The sequence below is a fragment of the Halopiger djelfimassiliensis genome, assembly GCF_000455365.1.
GTDB classification, from domain to species: Archaea; Halobacteriota; Halobacteria; order Halobacteriales; family Natrialbaceae; genus Halopiger_B; species Halopiger_B djelfimassiliensis.
Window position 1 is genome coordinate 1,166,510 of record NZ_HG315684.1, and the last position, 18,142, is coordinate 1,184,651.

The 18,142-nt window shown below is 64.4% G+C and carries 22 protein-coding genes and 2 tRNA genes; 11 read left to right on the forward strand and 13 right to left on the reverse strand.

Annotation, left to right across the window (positions count from 1 at the left end):
- Positions 1 to 46: 46 nt before the first annotated feature.
- A complete protein-coding gene (locus tag TX80_RS05830) occupies positions 47 to 241 on the reverse strand; it encodes a hypothetical protein (protein ID WP_049922085.1) in 195 nt (64 codons plus the stop codon).
- Positions 242 to 396: 155 nt separating this feature from the next.
- Between TX80_RS05830 and TX80_RS05835 the strand changes: the two genes are divergently transcribed.
- The 6 genes from TX80_RS05835 (at position 397) to yciH (ending at position 5,928) form a co-directional block, all read left to right on the forward strand.
- Positions 397 to 615 carry a DUF7573 domain-containing protein gene (locus TX80_RS05835; RefSeq protein WP_049922087.1) on the forward strand — a complete coding sequence of 73 codons (219 nt, stop codon included), beginning with the start codon at positions 397 to 399 and terminating at the stop codon, positions 613 to 615.
- Between the two features lie 108 nt (positions 616 to 723).
- Positions 724 to 918 carry a cold-shock protein gene (locus TX80_RS05840; RefSeq protein WP_049922089.1) on the forward strand — a complete coding sequence of 65 codons (195 nt, stop codon included), beginning with the start codon at positions 724 to 726 and terminating at the stop codon, positions 916 to 918.
- Positions 919 to 1,146: 228 nt separating this feature from the next.
- The gene (locus TX80_RS05845) at positions 1,147 to 2,151 is read left to right on the forward strand and encodes an AAA family ATPase (RefSeq protein ID WP_049922090.1); all 1,005 of its coding nucleotides are present in this window, start codon (positions 1,147 to 1,149) and stop codon (positions 2,149 to 2,151) included.
- A 2-nt stretch (positions 2,152 to 2,153) separates the two neighbouring features.
- A complete protein-coding gene (locus TX80_RS05850) occupies positions 2,154 to 3,242 on the forward strand; it encodes a DUF58 domain-containing protein (RefSeq protein ID WP_049922096.1) in 1,089 nt (362 codons plus the stop codon).
- Positions 3,239 to 5,551, forward strand: a complete 2,313-nt coding sequence (locus TX80_RS05855) for a transglutaminase domain-containing protein (protein ID WP_049922098.1) — start codon at positions 3,239 to 3,241, stop codon at positions 5,549 to 5,551. Before TX80_RS05850 ends, TX80_RS05855 begins: the two co-directional genes overlap by 4 nt.
- An 83-nt stretch (positions 5,552 to 5,634) precedes the next feature.
- A complete protein-coding gene (gene yciH / locus TX80_RS05860) occupies positions 5,635 to 5,928 on the forward strand; it encodes a stress response translation initiation inhibitor YciH (protein ID WP_049922100.1) in 294 nt (97 codons plus the stop codon).
- A gap of 110 nt (positions 5,929 to 6,038) precedes the next feature.
- Here the strand turns inward: yciH and TX80_RS05865 are convergent, their stop codons facing one another.
- Positions 6,039 to 6,401 (reverse strand): rhodanese-like domain-containing protein, encoded by a 363-nt coding sequence (locus TX80_RS05865; RefSeq protein WP_049922102.1) that lies wholly within the window; start codon positions 6,399 to 6,401, stop codon positions 6,039 to 6,041.
- A 188-nt stretch (positions 6,402 to 6,589) separates the two neighbouring features.
- Between TX80_RS05865 and TX80_RS05870 the strand changes: the two genes are divergently transcribed.
- Entirely contained in the window at positions 6,590 to 6,838 is a 249-nt protein-coding gene (locus TX80_RS05870) for a PLDc N-terminal domain-containing protein (RefSeq protein ID WP_049922105.1), read from the forward strand.
- 73 nt (positions 6,839 to 6,911) lie between these two features.
- Here the strand turns inward: TX80_RS05870 and TX80_RS05875 are convergent, their stop codons facing one another.
- The 10 genes from TX80_RS05875 to TX80_RS18920 all read right to left on the reverse strand — a co-directional run bounded on the left by TX80_RS05875 (position 6,912) and on the right by TX80_RS18920 (position 13,201).
- Entirely contained in the window at positions 6,912 to 7,493 is a 582-nt protein-coding gene (locus TX80_RS05875) for an NUDIX hydrolase (protein WP_049922106.1), read from the reverse strand.
- A 72-nt stretch (positions 7,494 to 7,565) separates the two neighbouring features.
- Positions 7,566 to 8,828: a cation:proton antiporter gene (locus TX80_RS05880; protein ID WP_049922108.1), complete on the reverse strand. Its 1,263-nt coding sequence runs from the start codon at positions 8,826 to 8,828 to the stop codon at positions 7,566 to 7,568.
- A gap of 108 nt (positions 8,829 to 8,936) precedes the next feature.
- The gene (locus tag TX80_RS05885) at positions 8,937 to 9,359 is read right to left on the reverse strand and encodes a DUF5809 family protein (RefSeq protein WP_049922110.1); all 423 of its coding nucleotides are present in this window, start codon (positions 9,357 to 9,359) and stop codon (positions 8,937 to 8,939) included.
- A 25-nt stretch (positions 9,360 to 9,384) separates the two neighbouring features.
- A complete protein-coding gene (locus TX80_RS05890) occupies positions 9,385 to 9,789 on the reverse strand; it encodes a DUF5810 domain-containing protein (RefSeq protein ID WP_049922111.1) in 405 nt (134 codons plus the stop codon).
- Between the two features lie 63 nt (positions 9,790 to 9,852).
- Positions 9,853 to 10,332, reverse strand: a complete 480-nt coding sequence (gene rimI, locus TX80_RS05895) for a ribosomal protein S18-alanine N-acetyltransferase (RefSeq protein ID WP_049922112.1) — start codon at positions 10,330 to 10,332, stop codon at positions 9,853 to 9,855.
- Between the two features lie 79 nt (positions 10,333 to 10,411).
- A complete protein-coding gene (locus tag TX80_RS05900; RefSeq protein WP_049922114.1) occupies positions 10,412 to 10,729 on the reverse strand; it encodes a hypothetical protein in 318 nt (105 codons plus the stop codon).
- Positions 10,729 to 12,189 (reverse strand): sodium-dependent transporter, encoded by a 1,461-nt coding sequence (locus TX80_RS05905; RefSeq protein WP_081661451.1) that lies wholly within the window; start codon positions 12,187 to 12,189, stop codon positions 10,729 to 10,731. The genes TX80_RS05900 and TX80_RS05905 overlap by 1 nt, the downstream gene beginning before the upstream one ends.
- A gap of 135 nt (positions 12,190 to 12,324) precedes the next feature.
- Positions 12,325 to 12,453, reverse strand: a complete 129-nt coding sequence (locus TX80_RS19935) for a hypothetical protein (protein ID WP_268258131.1) — start codon at positions 12,451 to 12,453, stop codon at positions 12,325 to 12,327.
- A 5-nt stretch (positions 12,454 to 12,458) separates the two neighbouring features.
- Positions 12,459 to 12,953: a YciE/YciF ferroxidase family protein gene (locus tag TX80_RS05910; RefSeq protein ID WP_049922116.1), complete on the reverse strand. Its 495-nt coding sequence runs from the start codon at positions 12,951 to 12,953 to the stop codon at positions 12,459 to 12,461.
- Positions 12,954 to 13,036: 83 nt separating this feature from the next.
- Positions 13,037 to 13,201 (reverse strand): DUF6360 family protein, encoded by a 165-nt coding sequence (locus TX80_RS18920; RefSeq protein WP_154658576.1) that lies wholly within the window; start codon positions 13,199 to 13,201, stop codon positions 13,037 to 13,039.
- Positions 13,202 to 13,686: 485 nt separating this feature from the next.
- Between TX80_RS18920 and TX80_RS19335 the strand changes: the two genes are divergently transcribed.
- The 4 genes from TX80_RS19335 (at position 13,687) to TX80_RS05925 (ending at position 17,571) form a co-directional block, all read left to right on the forward strand.
- Positions 13,687 to 13,827 (forward strand): hypothetical protein, encoded by a 141-nt coding sequence (locus tag TX80_RS19335; RefSeq protein ID WP_195893039.1) that lies wholly within the window; start codon positions 13,687 to 13,689, stop codon positions 13,825 to 13,827.
- Positions 13,828 to 14,107: 280 nt separating this feature from the next.
- Entirely contained in the window at positions 14,108 to 16,630 is a 2,523-nt protein-coding gene (locus TX80_RS05915) for a methyl-accepting chemotaxis protein (protein ID WP_081661453.1), read from the forward strand.
- A 93-nt stretch (positions 16,631 to 16,723) separates the two neighbouring features.
- A complete protein-coding gene (locus TX80_RS05920; RefSeq protein ID WP_049922117.1) occupies positions 16,724 to 17,419 on the forward strand; it encodes a DUF7119 family protein in 696 nt (231 codons plus the stop codon).
- 78 nt (positions 17,420 to 17,497) lie between these two features.
- Positions 17,498 to 17,571: transfer RNA gene (locus tag TX80_RS05925), tRNA-Lys, on the forward strand.
- Between the two features lie 425 nt (positions 17,572 to 17,996).
- Here TX80_RS05925 and TX80_RS05930 read toward each other — a convergent pair.
- Positions 17,997 to 18,072: transfer RNA gene (locus TX80_RS05930), tRNA-Cys, on the reverse strand.
- Between the last annotated feature and the right edge of the window lie 70 nt (positions 18,073 to 18,142).

Here is an 18,142-nt window from a genome sequence, read left to right on the forward strand (position 1 = left end):
CATAGCGCCGGTGGAGTAGAGAACCGCGGAACCAGCGTCGAGACCGTTAGCTGGACGTAAAGAGACTGCCGACGGCACCGAGCGTCAGCGCGCCGAAGGCCCCGAGCGAGAAGACGATAAGCACCGTTCCGATCAGGACGAGCAGCGGCGCGAGTCCCTCGCCAGCCGCGACGCCGGAGAAGAGTTCGTTCATCTCACGGATGTTGTCCACGATGACGTTCAACGGTGTGACGGTGTCCATAATCGTGGGTTGACCGCGGTGGTACTTGGCCGTGCCGGTCCGGTACCGCCCCCCGTTGACCGGGTTGTGGGCCGGCGGGACCGCAAACTGCGACGACCTCGAGCGAGTCGTCCGCGGTCGGTGCGCCTAAACCGCGGCCGTTCGTACGGCCGGACGTGACCGACGACGCGACGCTTTCGGATTTCGGGGCCGACGACCGGGACCCCGAAGCCGACGGAACGGAGACTGACGGGGCGAGCGGGGGCGACGAAACGGCGACCGCGCTCTCGACGTACGCGTGGGGTGACTACACCTGTCGTCGCTGTGAAAACCCGACCGAGCGGGTCTGGCGCGACGACGGCGACCTCGTCTGTCCGGCCTGCAAAAGCTGGTGATCCCGATGCGGTAACCGCCGACTGACCGGGGTAATGAGTTGTTCTCGAGGCGACCGCGCGAACGTCTCCCGAACATTTATATCGTCGTCGTGGTTTTGTAGAGGTGCAATGGCGAAAGGTACGGTCGCATTCTTCAACGACACTGGCGGCTACGGTTTCATCGAGACTGAGGACGCGGACGAGGACGTGTTCTTCCACATGGAAGACGTTGGCGGTCCCGACCTGGAGGAGGGTCAGGAAGTCGAGTTCGACATCGAACAGGCCGAAAAGGGGCCGCGCGCGACCAACGTCGAGCGGCTCTAGGCTGTTCCAGTAAGGGGTATCGTTTTCCGAGTGCCATCCCCGATAGCGACAGCGCCCCCGATCGACGGTCCGGCCGGACCACTGCGTATTCTCAGTAAAACCAACCACGGTATCTCGTGGAATGGTCGACGCAAAACATATATTCCGGTGCCCCCGATGTCGTACAAACAGCGATGAGACGCCCGGTTCCCCGATCACGAACGCCCTCGCAGTTGCACCGCTCGAGCGATGACTGACGCGAACCCGACACCCGAGCCGGCGGGCGAACCGACGGTCGAGGCCGAGACGGACGCGGAACCGCTTTCGCTATCGCGGATCGAGACGATCTGTGCGGAAATCGAGTCGAACGTCTCGCGCGTGATCGTCGGCCACGACGACGCGATCGAACACGTCGTCACCGCCCTGCTCGGGCGCGGTCACGTCCTGCTCGACGACGTTCCCGGCGTCGGCAAGACGATGCTCGCCAGATCGATCGCGAAATCTGTCGACTGTACGTTCCGACGGGTGCAGTTTACGCCGGATCTCCTGCCGGCCGACGTCACCGGCGTCAACGTCTTCAACCAGAAGACCCGCGAGTTCGACTTTCAGCCCGGTCCCGTTTTCGGGAACATCGTCCTCGGCGACGAGATCAATCGCGCGCCGCCGAAAACCCAGTCGGCATTGCTCGAGGCGATGGAAGAAGAGCAGGTCACCGTCGACGGCGACACCCGGAAGTTACCGGATCCGTTTATCGTAATCGCCACTCAGAACGCCGTTGAGCCGAACCGGACGTACGAGCTGCCGTTTGCGGAACTCGATCGGTTCATGAAGAAACTGCGTCTGGGATACCCCGAGCCTGACGAAGAGACCGAACTGCTCGGACGGACCGTCGGCCACCACCCCATCGAGTCGGTCGAACCCGTGACCGATCGCGAGACGCTCGTCCGAGCGCGCGAGACGGTCGCGAGCGTTCGCGTCGCCGAGCCCGTCCGCGAGTACGCGACCCGGCTCGTGGGATACACCCGCGAGAACGCCCACATCGGCGTCAGCCCCCGCGGGACGATCTCGCTGTTGCGGGCAGCACAGGCGCGTGCGGCCACCGACGGCCGGGAGTACGTCGTCCCCGACGACGTCCAGGCGGAGGCACCCGTCGTGTTACACCACCGGATCAAGACGACCGATCGCGACCGGGACGGGAAAACCGTCGTCGAAAACGCCCTCGAGCACGTTCCCGTCGACCGAACGCCGGAGTAACGATGAGACTGACGCTCCGGGGCTGGACCGCCGTCGCGGTCGTAGCCCTCTCGCTCGCGCTGGGCTGGCTCTCCGGCCCCCGCGCGCTGAACGCCGTCGCCACGCCGCTGTGTCTCGCGCTCGTCGCCGGCGTGGTCATGGCGGCCCGGACCGACCGCCCGTCCGTCGACCGACAGCCGATCGACGACGGGTACGTCGGCGACGACCGCACCGTCGAGATCGCTATCGACGCCACAACCCCCGTCTCCGCGACCGTCACCGACACCGTCGGGGACGGGATCTCGACGATCGAAACGGAACCGATCGAAACGACGACCGCGGGCGATCCCCGCGCGGAAACGACGCTCGGGACGGGGACGAACCGCATCCGGTACGACCTCCGCCTCGAGGAGCGTGGCGATCGCACGATCGGGCCGCTGTCGATCGCCGTCAGGGACGTGCTCGGCCTCGTCGAGCGACGGTTCGAGTACGCCGACACGGCGTCGGTGATCGTCTATCCGCGGCCCTACGACCTCTATGGCGACACCCGCGATCTCCGGACGCTCGCCGACGCCGCGGACCGATACGACCGCGAGGAGTTCGATCACCTTCGGGAGTACCGCCGCGGCGACTCGCTACGGGACGTCGACTGGAAATCCGCCGCCAAACGCCCCGACGACGATCTGGTCGTCACGGAGTACGTCGCCGACGAGGGGGCCGGTTCCGTCACGGTCGCCGCGGAGTGTCCGCCCGGACGGGCGGACACGCTCGCGACGGCCGTCGCGAGCGTCGTGACCTACCTCCAGGAGGCGGACGTGGAAGTCGGCCTCGTGGTGCCCGACGAAACGCGGACCGTCTCGCCGGGCGCGGGCCGCCGACACCACCGCGAACTCCTCGCCGCGCTTGCCGTCCTCGAGTCGGGCGAACTCGAGCCACGGGATCGACGCGACGCGGACGTGCTGGTCCGGGACGAGGCAACCGAAACGGTCGTCGTGGTCGACGAGCGGACGATCCCGTTCGAGCGGCTCGTCGGCAGTGGTGACGCTGCGGCGTGGCACGACCGCAACGACAGCGAGTGGTCCGACTCGGACGCACGCGAGGTGGACAGATGAGTACGGACGCCAAGTCACGGACCGCCGGCCGAACGCTGTCGCTCGATCTCGACGGCGCGTTCGCTCCGGGGCTCTTCCGACTGCTCGCGCTCGGTTGTGTGTTGCTCCTGACGGCATCGTACGTGAGCGTCCTGCGCGATATCACTGGAGTCGTCGGCGGGACCCGATCGCTGTTCGCTCTCGTGGGCACGATGCTGGTGCTCGCCACCGTCCTCGCACGGGTGATCCGACCCCGAACCGCGACATCCGGGGCAATCGTCGCGGCCGGGCTCGGTTTCGCATACTACCTCGAGACGGCCGGCGTCGGAGTTGAGGTCGTTCTCTCGGCGACCGAAGCGATCGTCGACGACGTCCTGACGCTGATAAGCGGTCTCTCGCTGCTCCGGACGGTCGAGGCGGGCGTCCTGACGCTCGGTATCGCTCCGGCACCCGTCTTCCTCTCGTGGTATCTCGCCCTCCGGGGACGATACGGTCTCAGCGTCGTCTCCGGCGGGATCGCGCTCTGTTTTCTCGTGTTGACCGGCGACGCCGGGATGACGATCACGCTGCTCGGGACCCTCGCTGCGATCGGTGCCGTCGGCTTCGGCGAACTCGAGCGACGCGGCGGGTCGATCGCTCAGGCGGACCTGCTGGCCGTCCTCTTTGCGCTGAGCATCCTGCTCTCGCTGTCGGTCTCGTTCGTTCCCGGCGGCCCGGCGAGACCGACTGCAATCGGCGGCAGCGAGCCGGGAACGCTCGAGGGAACGCTCGATTCGGCCTCCGAGCGATCCGGAATCGGCGGACAGGTCGATCTCTCGCCGGAGGTGCGGTTTACGGTCGAGTCGGACCGCCCGTCCTATTGGCGGACCGGCGTCTACGATCGCTTTAGCGGCGACGAGTGGATCCGCACCGGGCAGGCGCAGTCGCTCGAGGAGGGACTCACGGAACCGCCCGGGAAGTACGATCGGGTGAGACACGTCGTCACCGCCGAGACGGAGTTGGCCGTCATGCCGGCCGCGCCACACCCGTTGTCCATCGAGGGCGGCGTCGAAAACTACGCGACGGCGTCGATGCACGGACAGGTCCGTCCCGAAACGACGCTGATCGAGGGCGACAGCTACGCCGTCGAGAGCGCTATCGTCGATCCCGAGCCCAGAGAGCTTCGGGCCGCGGGAACGAACTACCCCAAAGGCGTCACGAAACACTACCTGCAACGCCCCGAGGATACCTCGAGCGAGTTCGCCGCCCGGACCGCGACGGTGACCGAAGACGCCGACAACCCCTACGAGACGGCGGTCGCAATCGAGGACCACCTCCGAACCTCGAAGGCCTACTCCCTCGACGTCGAGCAACCGTCGGGCAACGCCGCCGAGGCGTTCCTGCTCGAGATGGACGAAGGATACTGCGTCTACTTCGCGACGACGATGACCCAGATGTTGCGGGCCGAGGGAATTCCGGCCCGGTACGCCACGGGCTACACGAGCGGACAGCAGGTCGACGACGGTACGTACGTCGTCCGCGGCCTCGATGCTCACGCGTGGGTGGAGGTGTACTTCCCCGGCCACGGCTGGGTCGCGTTCGATCCGACCCCGAGCGACGAACGCGACGCCGTCCACGAACAACAGCTCTCGGAGGCGCGCTCGGACGGCAACGAGGCCGCCGATACCGAAGAGAGCGAAGACGTCCCCCTCGACGAAGACGAGAGTGGGAACACGGGATCGGAGGTCGATCCCGACACCGGTGCCAACGAGGGAGAACAGTCACCGAACGATTCACCGGATCCCGATGGAGAGCCGCCGGACACGAACGGAACCGATCCGGACGACCCCGGCGAGGGTTCGAGCGAGTCGACCGGAGCACAAGCGGATTCGGACGGGACGGAACTGCGCGTCCCCATCACGATTACGCGCGAGCTGGTCGCGATCGCGACCGTGGTGATGATCGGGTTTGCCGCCGGCGTTCACCGAACCGGTGCGAGAAGTCGTCTCCGCCGAACCGTTGGCCTGTACTGGCAGCGAAGCCGGTCCGATCCCAACGCGGACGTAGAACGTGCCTATCGACGACTCGAGCGCCTGCTGGCCCGCGAACATCGCCCCCGCCGGCGGTCGGAGTCCCCACGGGCGTATCTGGCGGCGCTGGCCGAAGACACACACTCCGAGCAGACAACCGAACTCGATCCAGCCGATCCCCGAATCCAACGCGTCTTCGAACGCTACGAGCGTGCGGTCTACGGTGACGGCGTCAGTCGATCCGAAGCCGACAGCGCGGTCGCAACCGTCGACGAACTCGCCCGCGAACGGCTGCCAGTGGTCGGTCGCGGCCGAAACTAACGACCTGACACTCAAAAAGAACCGCACGACGGCATGCAGGTCCCGATAGTGTTTAATATGGCCATTTCGTAGCAAGGAACGTAATGTCGGAAGTCTGCTCGACGTGCGGGCTACCCGAGGAACTCTGCGTCTGCGAGGACGTGGCCAAGGGTCAACAGCAACTCAACATCCGCATTGACGAGCGCAGATACGGTAAAGAGGTAACGATCATCGAAGGATTCGATCCGAAGGACGTCGATCTCGACAGTCTCTCGTCGGATCTCAAGTCCAAGTTCGCCTGTGGCGGAACGGTCGAAGACAGCCACATCGAACTCCAGGGCAACCACTCCGGCCGCGTCGAAGAGTTCCTTCGGGACCGCGGCTTCAACGTCGCCTGATGCCCGCGATGATCTGAGACGACTTCCGAACCCACGGCGTTTCGCGCATCGCTTCTCCACCGGTTCGGTTTTTGACGCCCGTGAGCTGTGACTGGCGAGACCGGAGGCGCTCAGAACGGCGATTCGGTGTCGGCTGACTCCTCGTCGTCCTTGCCGCTGACGAGGCCGAATTTCAGTCCGTACTTCTCGAGACCGCCTTCCATGCTCTCGACGCGGGCATCGGCGGTTCCCTCGTAGGAGCCGATGAGCTGGGCCGCCTGCACGCTGGCTTTGCCGTGTGGACAGACAGTGACGATGTGGTCGTCGCCCTCGAGTTCGTCGACACGGGCGGTGAGTTCGTGAAACGGGATGTTCTCGCTATCGGGGATCCGGCTGTGTTCGAACTGCTGTTCGTCGCGGATGTCGACGACGCGAACGTCGGCACCGTTCTCGAGGAGTTCCTTGACCTCGTCGGGAGAGATTTCGCCGTCCATCGGCCGGTCGTTGGAAGCCGACGCGAATAAGAACACCGGGTTCTGCCAGACCGAGGCACGGAGACGCGCTGGTCGCCGCCCACGCCAGCACATGGAACTCGCTCGGTCCCCCGACAGCCACAGTGCGTTCCATACTCGATACAGTCAGAACAGAAGACTTATTGCTTTCTTGAATAGTTTCCCGATTAATGCTCCCTATCGACGTGTTCGTTCCGATGCAAGCAGCCGGGTTTATCGTCCTGTTCGCGCTGCTCATGTTCGTCGTCCAGATCGCCGCAATAATCTGGGTGTACTCGGATGCGCAGACAAACAGCCCTCAGAGCGAGGTCCTCTGGACGCTCGTCGTGTTCTTCGGCGGGCTCCTCGGCCTCTTGTTGTACTTCATCATCGGCCGAGACACGTCACATGGCGGTCACCAGAGCGGGGCGCAGTTCTGACGCGACGGCCGCCATCGTGACGAGACAGCATCGACCGACAGAGAACGGTTCCGTCACGGAACCGTTCCACTTGCTACAGGACTCCGTCCTCCGCAGCGAGCAACAGCGCCGTCAGCGTCGAATCGTTTGCCGGCTGTTCCCGGGCGCGGGCGAGTGCCTCCTCTACCGGGACGGTCGTCACCTCGAGAAACTCGTTGGAGTCGAGTTCGCGCTCGCCGGGTTCGAGCCCCTCGGCGTAGACGACGCCCCGATCGTGACGGAGCACGCCGGTCGCGACCGCATACTCCTGTAAGAGTGCGGTACTCGACGGACGGAACCCGGTCTCCTCCTCGAGTTCCCGCGTGGCCGCCTGTGTGTAGGACTCCCCGTCCTCGACGATGCCGGCGGGGAGTTCGAGGTGCGTTTCGCGGATCGGCGGCCGATACTGTTCGACGAAAAGGAGGTGTTCCCCGGTCTCGCCGTCGGTCCCATCGACGCCCTCGAGCACGCCGGCATCGATACGCGCGACGACGACGACGGCGTCCGGGAGTTCCGCCCAGTAGTAGCGTTTTTCGGTGCCGTCGGGCTGTGCGAACAGATCGTACCCCCCGTCGTACCAGGGCGTTTCGTACTCGGTCACTTCCGCGAGTCGCTCCCAGTCGTCGGGTACGGTCATCGTAACGACCTGTGCCTTCGAGCGGTGAATAGGTGCCGTTTCGGCCGGTTCGACGGACGACGGTGCGTCGGATCAGTCGTCGGGCGCTCCCGGCTCCGAACCGGCCTCGAAATCCAACTCGTCCGTAAAGACGAGTTCGTCCGCCCGCGCCAACCAGTCGACACCCCACTTGACGGTCGGCGGGACCAGCGTCGTCGTGAAGATCGCGGTAAAGACGAGGATCGAGAACAGTTCCTGACCGATCACGCCGGCCGACAGGGCGATCGAGACGATGACGATCTCGACGGTGCCGCGGCCGTTCATGCCAAAGCCGATGACCAGCCCCTCCTTCGAGGAGAGTTTCGTCGGCAGCGCGAACAGCCAGCTGCCGACGATCTTGCCGATGAACGCGACCGCCAGGACGGCCACGAGCAACCCGAGGCTCTGGGTGAACACCGAGAGCGTGAGATCGAACGCGACCGAGACGAAAAAGATCGGCGCGAAAAAGCCCATCGCCAGATCGTACATGACGCTGTACATATGCTCGTAGATGTCCTCCTCGAGTTGGGCCTGTCGCAGGAACAGTCCCGCGATGAAGCCGCCGATGATCATGTGCAGATCGGCCATCGCAGCGAAAAAGGCGAAAACGAGGGCAACGACGAGCGCGACCGTAAACGCCGAAGTTTTGTCGACGAACTCGTGGCGTTCCATCCAGTCCTCGAGTTGCGCCCAGAGGTACGGCAGGAACCGATCACCGACGAGCAGCGCCGCCGCGAAGAACACGAGCGCCCTCGCCGCGACCAGTCCGAGATCGACGAGCGTCACGTCGCCGGTTTCGATAAAGCCCATGATTCCGGCGAACACGACCATCACACCCACGTCGGACAGCAACGCACCGCCGAGGAGAACGCCGGCGATCCGCGTATCCAGAATCTCGAGATCGACGAGGATACGGGACTTCGTGGCCAGCGAGGTCGCAGCCATGGCGATGCCGATAAACAGCGACTGTTCGATGGTGGCACCGATGAATCCGCCCAGCAGATAGCCGAGACCGAACGGAACGAGAAAGCCACCGAGCGCGACCATCAACGACTGTGGCCCGAGTTCGAACAGATCGTGGAGGTCGACTTCCATCCCGACGTAGATCATCAACAGGAACACCCCGAGTTCGGCGAACACCTCGATCGACTCCGTTGAGTGGATCCATCCCAGTACAGCCGGCCCGAAGATGATCCCCGCGAGGAGTTCACCCATCAGTGCGGGATACCCGACGCGCTCGACCAGAATGCCGAACGTCCACGCCAGCGTGAGTACCAGCAACAGGTTCAGGAGATCGATTCCGGCTGCTTCGACCATGTGGGTGGGCCTACTCGTTCCCTGCGGTTAAAGACCGGCGGTCCGGGCAATCTAGCTCGAGCGGCGGCGTGAGCGGCGGTTTTCCCTCTGCGATGAGCCGGGCGGGTCTCATCGACTCTCGGCAACCAGATCGCGGTACAATCGTCCGAACGCCTGCCGACGGAGCGTCGCGACCGCAGCGTCCTCCTCGTTCTGGAAAGTCGCCGCGACCGCCTCGCCCTCGGGACCGGCGTGCCAGACGACGTGATCGACGTTCTCGTGTCCGACTTCGGTGACGTCGCCGTCGTAACTCTCGCGCCACTCCTCGTACTCCTCGCGGGTACCGACGTGAACGACGAGCAGACTCGCAAAGAGCGCGTCTCGGGCCGTCTCGACGACCTCGCCGGTCACGCGGTCGTCGTACTCCTCGCGATCGAACGCCATGGCCTTGGCGACCTCGCGGACGACCGTCTGGGCCGCGGGACCGATCGCCTCGTAGCGCTTGCGTGCCTGCTCGGCTGACTCCGGCGTCACCATCCCGACCGTGTGCATACCTGTTTCTGGACGGGGCAGTCAGTTACGCGTTTCCGTCCGCGTCCGTCCCCTCGGAGCCGTCTTCCATCCGTCGGGTCAGCTCCCTCGCTTCTTCGAGGACGCGCTCGGTCTCGGCCGTCATCGAGCCGCGACCGGGCCGGCGACCCTGCCGGGCGAGTGCGTTCTCGAGCGAGGCGGGTCGACCGGGTTCGTGGCCGTGGCCGTGATCGTGGCCCGAACGTTCGAACTCGGGGGTCTCGATCTCGCGGGCGTGCTCGCTGACGATCGAACCGAGTTCCTCGGGGCTGCACTCGCCCCAGTCGGGGGCGTGTTCCTCGAGCCACTCGCGGTGGTCACGGCGACCGACCGAGGCGGTCACGGCGAGGTGGTTCGCGAGGTGAACCGCGTCGGCCTGTTCGGCGTCACAGACCGGGCAGGCATATCCCATACGCACACGGAGGGCCGCCGACGGTAAAACGTCCTCGCCATCCGATCGACGAGGCTCACGGCCTCAGTCGAGTTTCCGGAGCATCACGATTGCGTCCTCGTCGTTGCCGTAGTAGCCGGGGACCCGCCGAAGCGGTTCGAAGCCAAACTCGCGGTAGAGACGCTTTGCGCCGTCATTAGAGCGTCGTACCTCGAGTTTGACCGAGTCGGCTCCCCGGGCCGCAAGGACCGCAAGCGCCCGCGACAACAGCGCGGACCCGACGCCGACACCACGCCGATCGGGGTGAACCGCGATGTCCTTGATGTGGCCGAGTTCGCGCCCGAACTTCGAGGTGACGTCGGCGACGACGTAGCCGGCGACCGCGCCGTCGGTGACGGCAACGAGGAACCCGGGTTCGCCGAGGAACCGATCGAAGGCGTCGTACGGCCACGGTTGTTCGAACGACGCGTTCTCGATGCGAACGACCGCGAGCAGGTCCACGCGCTCGGCGGGTCGGATCGTGACCTCGTCGCCGTCATCGCCGCCCGGCACCTGTGTTGTCACAGGTACGGGTAGCGTCCCGACGATAAAAGAAGTAGCGTCCGGTTCCACAGTCGGAGCGTCGGAAAAGCCGTGACGACGCTCAGATACGCTCGAGCCGTTGGATCTCCGCGTCCGACCAGTCGTAGAAGTGTCTGTCCGTCCGCTCGAGTGCGTCGACACACTCGTTGTACTGTTCGCGCGCCTCGTCGACCAGCGGGTCGTCGGGGTGGTCCTCGATCCACTCGCGCAGTTCCGCCAGCGCTTTCGGGGAGTAGGTGTCCATCCGCTCCTGTTGCTCGAGGATTTCGACCTTCCGGTCCTCCTGGCGGAGGGTTCGGACGAGCGCCCAGGTGGCGACCCCCCAGAAGGCAAGCAGCGTGAACGCGAGCATGCCGAGAACTTCGGCGGTCAGCGCCATCAGTCGTCACCTCCGGGAACGTCTGCCCGTTCCGGCGGGCCGCCGCGGCCTTCGACGATCGACATGACCACATAGCCCACAGTCGGGAACAGGACGAGCACGACCATACCGCCGATCATCTCCGGGGAGCGGAAGTTATCGTAGGCGAAGTACGCCATAATAAAGAGCATGACGCCGGGAATGACGTACTTGATCACCGGGTCCCACCAGCGGCCGACGTAGACGCCGGCGTTTCGGTTGACCGCGAGCAGGCGGAGCCGCTCGGGACCCAGGACCCAGCCGATCGTCCCGATGATAGCGATCGTCGCCAGGGGCAGCCCCCAGTTCCCGAAGACGAAATCGAGGTAGTCGAGGATCTCGACCGAGTAGGCGCTTGGCAGTCCGAGCAACCAGATACCGCCACAGACCCCGAAGACGGTCTGGGTGCGGCTCAGTCGCGTTTCCTCGGACAGCGTCGTGACGCTTACTTCCGTGATGAGCAATCCAGAGGTAAACGTCGCGAGGAAGAACCCGACGAAAAACAGGATTGCGACGAGCCCGCCGAGCGGAATCTCGGGAAAGACCTGCACCAGCGAGATAAACGCGAGGCCGGCCCCGACGTCCGGATCGACACCGACGGCGAAGACGATCGGAAAGATCGCAAGCGCCGCGAGGATGCCGATACTCGATTCGCCGATCGCGGTGAAGACGCCGCCGCCAAGCGGGACGTCGTCGTACTCCCGCAGGTAGCTGCCGATCGTCAGGGCGATCCCCCAGCCAAGCCCCGTCGAGAACAGCGCCTGGCCGAGCGCGGTGATCCAGGTATCGCTGTAGGTCAGATACTCCCACTGGATGCCAAACGCGAAGGCGATCCCCTCGCTTGCGCCTGGCAGGGTCAGCCCGCGGATCATCATCACGACGAGCGAGACCACGAGCGCCGGCACCGCGTAGACGACGATACGTTCGACGCCGCGCCGAATGCCCAACGCCAGCACCGCCGCGATCGACCCCATCACGACCGTATGGAGTCCGATCATCAGGGCGGCGTTGTCGAAAAGGGCGTTCATGAACGCCTCGGCCTCGAACCCGGGTGCCGTAAACGTAAACAGCAGTGAGTGAACCGCGTAGTACAGCGTCCACGCGATCACCGGCGAGTAGTACGACATCAGCGCGATGTTCACGAGCAGAACGACGACGCCGAACCCGACCATCCCGCCGCGGCCGACGACGTCACGAAAGGCCCCGATGATCCCCTTGTTCGTGTACCGGCCGAGTGCGACCTCGGCCATCAGGCCCGGTACTGCGAGCACAAACAGCAACGACAGGAACGCAAGGACGAACGCACCACCCCCGTTGTTCCCCATCACGTACGGGAACCGCCAGATGTTCCCGGCCCCGACCATCGCTCCGATCATTGCCATCAGAAAGCCGAACCGCGTTCCCCACTCGGCTCGAGCCGTCTTGGTTGGTACGTCTGCCATCGTCGAACCACTGTGAGTGAACGACACGCAGTCTCCTATAGATTTGGGAAAGGATGCCACGAACAGGGACGTAATCGTCGGTTTCATCCCACTGTCTGGAACGTCCAATCGGTCGGCAAAAGCGGTACTCCCCGATTATTCGTCGTCCTCGTCGTCCTCGTCGCCGTCGGTATCGATGGTCGTCGTCGGCTGCTTGTCTTCGGTGCCGCCGTACTGGGTGTTGTCCTCCGTTTCGTCCTCGGATTCCTCGCGGTCGTCGGTCACGTGGATCACTCCGCTGGGATCGCTTCCATCTCGAACTGCTCGGTCAGTTCCTTCAGTTCGTCGAGGGCGTCCTGTTCCTCTCGAAGGTTCTCCTCGAGCAAGTCGGCCGCGTCGTCCATACCGAGTTGGTCGGCAAGCGGGATCAGGTTCCCGTAGGCGGCGATCTCGTAGTGTTCGGTCTTCTCGGCGGCCGCCATGTTGTGGTAATCGAGGATTTCCTGATCGGGGTCCTCGGCCGTGAACTGTTCGTACTCCTCGATCAGCCCCTCGATTCCCTCGCACTCCTCTTTCTCCGGTGGCTCGCCGAACATGTCGAAGACCTCCTCGAGTCGGTCGATCTGCTGGCGAGTCTCCTCGCGGTGCTCGGCGAACGCGCTGGCGATCTCCTCGCGCTCGGTGTTTCCTTCGAGGTCCTCGAGTGCGTCGACGAGCTGGTGTTCGGCGTGATAGATGTCCTCGAGCCCGTGCTCGAACAGATCGTGGATGGTGTCGATGCTCATGGGAAGATCCACACTGGCGTTCACCAGCAGCGAGAAAAAGCGCCGAGCCTGCGACGGCAGGCGACGCTGACGGCTCCGTCGGACTACTCCGTCTCGGTAGCGTCGTCGCGGACGCGATCGGCTCCGTCGCCGCCGGTGGTGGCGTTCACGACGGCGACCGACTCCCACTCGAACGATTCACCCGTTGCGACGGCCTCGACGACGTCACGTGTCGTGTGTGCGGTGACCGTGAGCAGTCGAGCGGCCATACCTCCCGGATCGCGTCGCGATCACTTCAGGGCCACGCCGGCGGCGAAACTGCTGTCGGTCCCGAAACGATCCTGGCTTTCCATGCACCCGTTCGCAGTCACCATGCCCGTCCCTGCACCGGTAGTCGAACTGCCGTGTCGCCTACCGGCCGTTTTTGCAGGGTTCATCGAAGCGAGACGATCGGGCCGTGCCGCACGGAACGGGTCGAAACCGCCGGGTTCGACACCACTCTCCCCGGTCGGAATCCGACGATCGGCCCCGTCCGTCCGATCGATACCCCCGACTCGAGTACCGAGTCACATACTCCCACATTGCGGTGACACTCCCGGTACCGGGCAGTTGCATCGACCGAGACGACGGCCCGACGATCCGCTCGAGACGATGTCACGACCGAGATAGCGGCATGGCTATCCTGTAAGGCCGAGCACGGGTATCGCTTGCAGCCGAAGCGGCACTTATAGGTTCAGCGACCGAAGGGAGGGGCATGACAGATGCGGCCGAACGCAACCCGGATCCCGGCGAGCAAGCAGACGAGGAACGCGAGGACGCCCACCTCGAAGATATCGAAGAGGGGGCCGGCTGCACTGAGATCTGGGAACACCTTTCGGAGAAACGCGACGAGTAAGGCCGACCGATCCCGGGTTTTCGGCACGTTCGATACGGATCGCGAGCCAAGGAGTTTCCACGTGTGAAACAGCCGGCAGGGACACCGATACGTCGTCCGCGCGCGCTCGGTATCGGCGACTATTCAATCCCGTGAGACATTAAAATAGGCCCCCTCACGGATGAAGCTGTACGGAACTTCGCCGAAAGAGCCATAATCTTTATTGTGAAATCCCCGAGCGCTCGCTCGAGATAGCTATCGGCTATAATACTTTTGTAGCACTGGTTGCTCGGTGTGGAGCATGGAACGACACGACGATCGGTCTCGAGGTAACTCGAATGGGGTTACTTCCGAGCACGGCGACGGGGCCGATCACCGGTCGTCCGGATCGAACGAACCCGACCACGGCGGCGAGACGACCCGGCGAACTGAACCGGACGGTGGCTCAGCGACCCGCCACGACGGATCCGAACCCATCCATTCCGGAGCCGCCGACGCAGACCTCGAACACGTTCTCGACGTCGTCAGCCGCTGTGCCGACGGCGACCTGACGGTCCGGATGAACGAAGACGCCGACGACGAAACCGTCGCGGCGATCGCGACGGAGTTCAACCAACTCGTCGAAACGTTCGCGGAAACGATCAGCGACGTCGACGAGTTCGGCGATCAGGTCGTCGGAGCCACCGAACACGTCGATTCCCGCGTCAGCGACGTAAAAGCGACGAGCAAGGACGTCAGTTCGTCGGTCTCGCGGATCTCGAGCGGCGCGAGCGACCAACACGAACGGATCGATACCGCGACGAAGGAACTGCAGAACCTGTCCGCCGCCACCGAGGAAGTCGCGAGTTCAGCGGAGGAAGCCGCAGCGACCGCACAGAACGTCGCCGACCGCGGACAGGACGGGCGCGAGGCGGCCACCTCGGCGCTCGAGGAACTCGACACGATCGAAGAACGGACCGAACACGCACTCGAGACCGTCGAGCGGTTGGACGACCGCATCTCCGAGGTCGAATCCATCGTCGGACTCATCCGTGACATCGCCGACGAGACGAATCTGCTGGCCCTGAACGCCTCGATCCAGGCCGCACAGGCCGGGGAGGAAGGGGCCGGCTTCGGCGTCGTCGCGACCGAAGTCAAGAACCTCGCCGAGGAAGCCCACGAGGCGACCGAAGACATCGAAGCCTCGATCGGTGAGATCAGAGCCGAAGCCGACGAAACCGTCTCGGAGATCGAAGCCACCCACGAACGGGTCAACAACGGCGTCGAGACCGCCGAGACGGCTCTCGAGGCGTTTACCGATCTCGTCGACGACATCGAAGAGACCACCGTCGGCGTCAAGGAAATCTCGGACGCGACCGACGATCAGGCGGCGTCCGTCGAGGAGATCGTCTCGATGGTCGAAGGGATCGCCGACATCTCCGACGAGACGGCGACGAAAGCCGAAGCCGTCACCGTCGCCGCACAGGAACAGACCACGTCACTGACCGAAGTTTCGGCCAGCGTCTCCTCCCTCGAAGAGCGAGCGACCATGCTCGATTCGATTCTCGATACCTACGAGGTGAGCACGACCCGGGCCGGCAGCGACGGGGACACGACCGTCCTCGAGTTCTGGCACGCGATGGGCGGCGACAAAGGGCTGTTGATCGACGATCTCATCGACGAGTTCGAGGACCAAGCCGACGGCATCCGGATCGAAGCCCGGTCGAAGGGCAGCTACCGGGGGACGTTCGATTCGACGCTGGCGGCCATCGACCGTGGATCCCCACCCACCATCGCCCAGCTGTACGAGATCGGCACCAAACGCGCCCTCGACAGCAACGGCTTCGTTCCGCTCGAGCGAGTCCTCCCCAACCGAGCGCTCGACGTAACCGACCTTCTCGATCCCGTGCTCGAGTATTACCAGCACGACGGCCAACTGTACTCGATGCCGTTTAACTCCTCGACGCCGGTGCTGTACTACAACAAGGACGCGTTCGATCGGGCCGGCCTCCGATCGAACGCCCCGCCACGAACCTTCTCCGCGGTTCGGGACGCGTCCGAGCAACTCGTCGACGCTGGCATCACCGACGTCGGGATCACCTTCGCGAACTACTCGTGGTTCATCGAACAGTGGTTCGCCCAACAGAACCAGCCGCTTGTCGATGCGAACAATGGACGGAACGGAACGCCAACCGAAGCGTCCCTCGACAGCGAGGCCGGGCGAACGATCTACGAGTGGATCACCGGCCTCGAAAACGACGGTCTCTATCACAACCCCGGTATCGAAGCCCGGAGCAAGGCCAAAGACGCGTTCCACGACGGCACCGCCGGAATGCTGATCGGCTCCACATCGTCGCTGACATCCGTCGTCGGCAACGCCGACTTCGAGGTCGGAACCGGATACTTCCCGGTCCCCAACGACCGCCACGGCGTCGTCGTCGGTGGCGGTTCGCTGTGGATCACCGCCGACTCGACCACCGAGGAACAACGCGCCGCTGCCGAATTCCTCGCCTGGCTCGCCCAGCCCGAACAACAGGCCCGCTGGCACAAGGAAACCGGCTACTTCCCGATCCACGACGGTGCGATCGACGAACTCAGGGCCGACGGCTGGTTCCGCGACAATCCCGGCCACGAAACCGCAATCGAACAGCTCCTCGACTCCGAGAGTTCACCCGCGACCAACGGCGCTCGGATGGGACCGTTCAACACTGTCAGGACGCTGGTCGCCGAAGCGTACGTCGATACGATCCCCGAATTCGGCGTCGAAGACGGACTCGGGCGACTCAACGATCAGGTCGAGTTGCAGCTTCGACGCTACCGCGACGAAACACTGACCGGTCGCTGAGACCGTCGGATCTCCGCCCGCTCCATCCCGACGGGAAGGCGATATTCTCCGCTGTGACGAGCTTTTTAGCAGGCACTCACGTACTGGTTCCGCATGCCCGACGATCGGCCCGGTGAGCGTTCACACAGCCGCGACGAAACGGGACGATCGATTCCGACGGATCGAGAGTCACCCGTCGGCGCGCCCGTTATCCGCGGCGACGAATCGGTTACCGGTACCCGCGCCCACGAGGCCGTCCAGTTCGATCCCACCGATCCCGACAGCCTCGCGGATGCCGCCGAAACGGTTCGCCGGTTCGCCGCCGACGCAACCGACGACGACCACCTCTTTATGCTCCGGGGCGCTGCGGCCTGTGCCGCGCTCGTCCGCGGCGAAGGCTCGTACAAGGCCGCCGCCGAGCGCGCGGGCGACGAAGCGACCGTCTCGTTTATCCGAAAGTGGGCCCGCGTCCACGACCTCCCACGCTCGGTCCGCAAACAGGTCGCAGTCGGCAAGATCGCACCCACGGCCGCCAAACACATCGCCCGCGTCGCCGGCGAATCGCGACTCCTGCTCGCCTGGGCGACCATCGACGGCGACCTCACCGTCCGCGACGTCCGCAGCGTCGCCAGCGCCATCAACGACGACACACCCATCGAACGAGCCCTTGCCGACCACGACTATCACCTCGGCCACATCGAACTCACGCTCTCACCGACGGCCTACCGCGACCTCCGCCGACGTGCCTCCCTCAAGGACGCCGACCCGGGCGAAATCGCGACGGCCGCCCTCGAGCAGTACTTCGACTAACCGGACCGCTCTCGAGGGCACATCCGGCAACCGAGAAAGAAAACGTTTAACCTTCACTCACCGAAATGGGAAACCACAGGGCCGGTAGCTCAGTCTGGCAGAGCGTCTGGCTTTTAACCAGACGGTCGCGTGTTCAAATCGCGCCCGGCCCGCTTTTGCGACGAACGATTTCGTGAAGAGCAAAGCGACCAGCGCGATTTGAATCGCAGGGAGGTCGCGCGCAGCGAGAGCACGGCCGCGTTGCGACCGCGATTGCGAACGGCGCAGCCGTGAGCGAGCACGTCCGACCGTGTGTTCAAATCGCGCCCGGCCCGCTTTCCGTCCTCGATCAAGTCCGCGAGCGACGAGCAACGGACTCCCGATTCGAACACCGGCGTTTCCTCGCCGTGAGCAGTCACTGGTTTCCCGCGGGCGTCTCGAGTTGGGGCTGCTTCAAAAGATTTTCATGAAGTGCTCAGACGTTCGGTTCCGATCGGCCGCTTGAGAGACCGGAAATACGTGATTACCGACGGTCGTCCGAAGTAATCCGTAACTACGTTAGCTACCTGCCGCTATGGAATACGAACCAATCGGAAGAAGCCAAGGGCCGGATTTGAACCGGCGGTAGGCGGCTCTGCAGGCCGCTGCGTTCGGCCGGACTCTGCCACCTTGGCGCAGGTTAGTGTTATGACTGCGTTCGTTTAAGCATAGCGGTACGGCAGCGTGCCGTTCCGCCAATATACG

Excerpts from the sequence above, each read along its gene's own strand:
- TX80_RS05830 (WP_049922085.1), bottom strand. The coding sequence starts at position 241 with ATGGACACCGTCACACCGTTGAACGTCATCGTGGACAACATCCGTGAG.
- TX80_RS05840 (WP_049922089.1), top strand. The coding sequence starts at position 724 with ATGGCGAAAGGTACGGTCGCATTCTTCAACGACACTGGCGGCTACGGT.
- TX80_RS05845 (WP_049922090.1), top strand. The coding sequence starts at position 1,147 with ATGACTGACGCGAACCCGACACCCGAGCCGGCGGGCGAACCGACGGTC.
- TX80_RS05850 (WP_049922096.1), top strand. The coding sequence starts at position 2,154 with ATGAGACTGACGCTCCGGGGCTGGACCGCCGTCGCGGTCGTAGCCCTC.
- TX80_RS05855 (WP_049922098.1), top strand. The coding sequence starts at position 3,239 with ATGAGTACGGACGCCAAGTCACGGACCGCCGGCCGAACGCTGTCGCTC.
- yciH (WP_049922100.1), top strand. The coding sequence starts at position 5,635 with ATGTCGGAAGTCTGCTCGACGTGCGGGCTACCCGAGGAACTCTGCGTC.
- TX80_RS05865 (WP_049922102.1), bottom strand. The coding sequence starts at position 6,401 with ATGGACGGCGAAATCTCTCCCGACGAGGTCAAGGAACTCCTCGAGAAC.
- TX80_RS05870 (WP_049922105.1), top strand. The coding sequence starts at position 6,590 with ATGCTCCCTATCGACGTGTTCGTTCCGATGCAAGCAGCCGGGTTTATC.
- TX80_RS05875 (WP_049922106.1), bottom strand. The coding sequence starts at position 7,493 with ATGACCGTACCCGACGACTGGGAGCGACTCGCGGAAGTGACCGAGTAC.
- TX80_RS05880 (WP_049922108.1), bottom strand. The coding sequence starts at position 8,828 with ATGGTCGAAGCAGCCGGAATCGATCTCCTGAACCTGTTGCTGGTACTC.
- TX80_RS05885 (WP_049922110.1), bottom strand. The coding sequence starts at position 9,359 with ATGCACACGGTCGGGATGGTGACGCCGGAGTCAGCCGAGCAGGCACGC.
- TX80_RS05890 (WP_049922111.1), bottom strand. The coding sequence starts at position 9,789 with ATGGGATATGCCTGCCCGGTCTGTGACGCCGAACAGGCCGACGCGGTT.
- TX80_RS05900 (WP_049922114.1), bottom strand. The coding sequence starts at position 10,729 with ATGGCGCTGACCGCCGAAGTTCTCGGCATGCTCGCGTTCACGCTGCTT.
- TX80_RS05905 (WP_081661451.1), bottom strand. The coding sequence starts at position 12,189 with ATGGCAGACGTACCAACCAAGACGGCTCGAGCCGAGTGGGGAACGCGG.
- TX80_RS05910 (WP_049922116.1), bottom strand. The coding sequence starts at position 12,953 with ATGAGCATCGACACCATCCACGATCTGTTCGAGCACGGGCTCGAGGAC.
- TX80_RS18920 (WP_154658576.1), bottom strand. The coding sequence starts at position 13,201 with ATGGCCGCTCGACTGCTCACGGTCACCGCACACACGACACGTGACGTC.
- TX80_RS19335 (WP_195893039.1), top strand. The coding sequence starts at position 13,687 with ATGACAGATGCGGCCGAACGCAACCCGGATCCCGGCGAGCAAGCAGAC.
- TX80_RS05915 (WP_081661453.1), top strand. The coding sequence starts at position 14,108 with ATGGAACGACACGACGATCGGTCTCGAGGTAACTCGAATGGGGTTACT.
- TX80_RS05920 (WP_049922117.1), top strand. The coding sequence starts at position 16,724 with ATGCCCGACGATCGGCCCGGTGAGCGTTCACACAGCCGCGACGAAACG.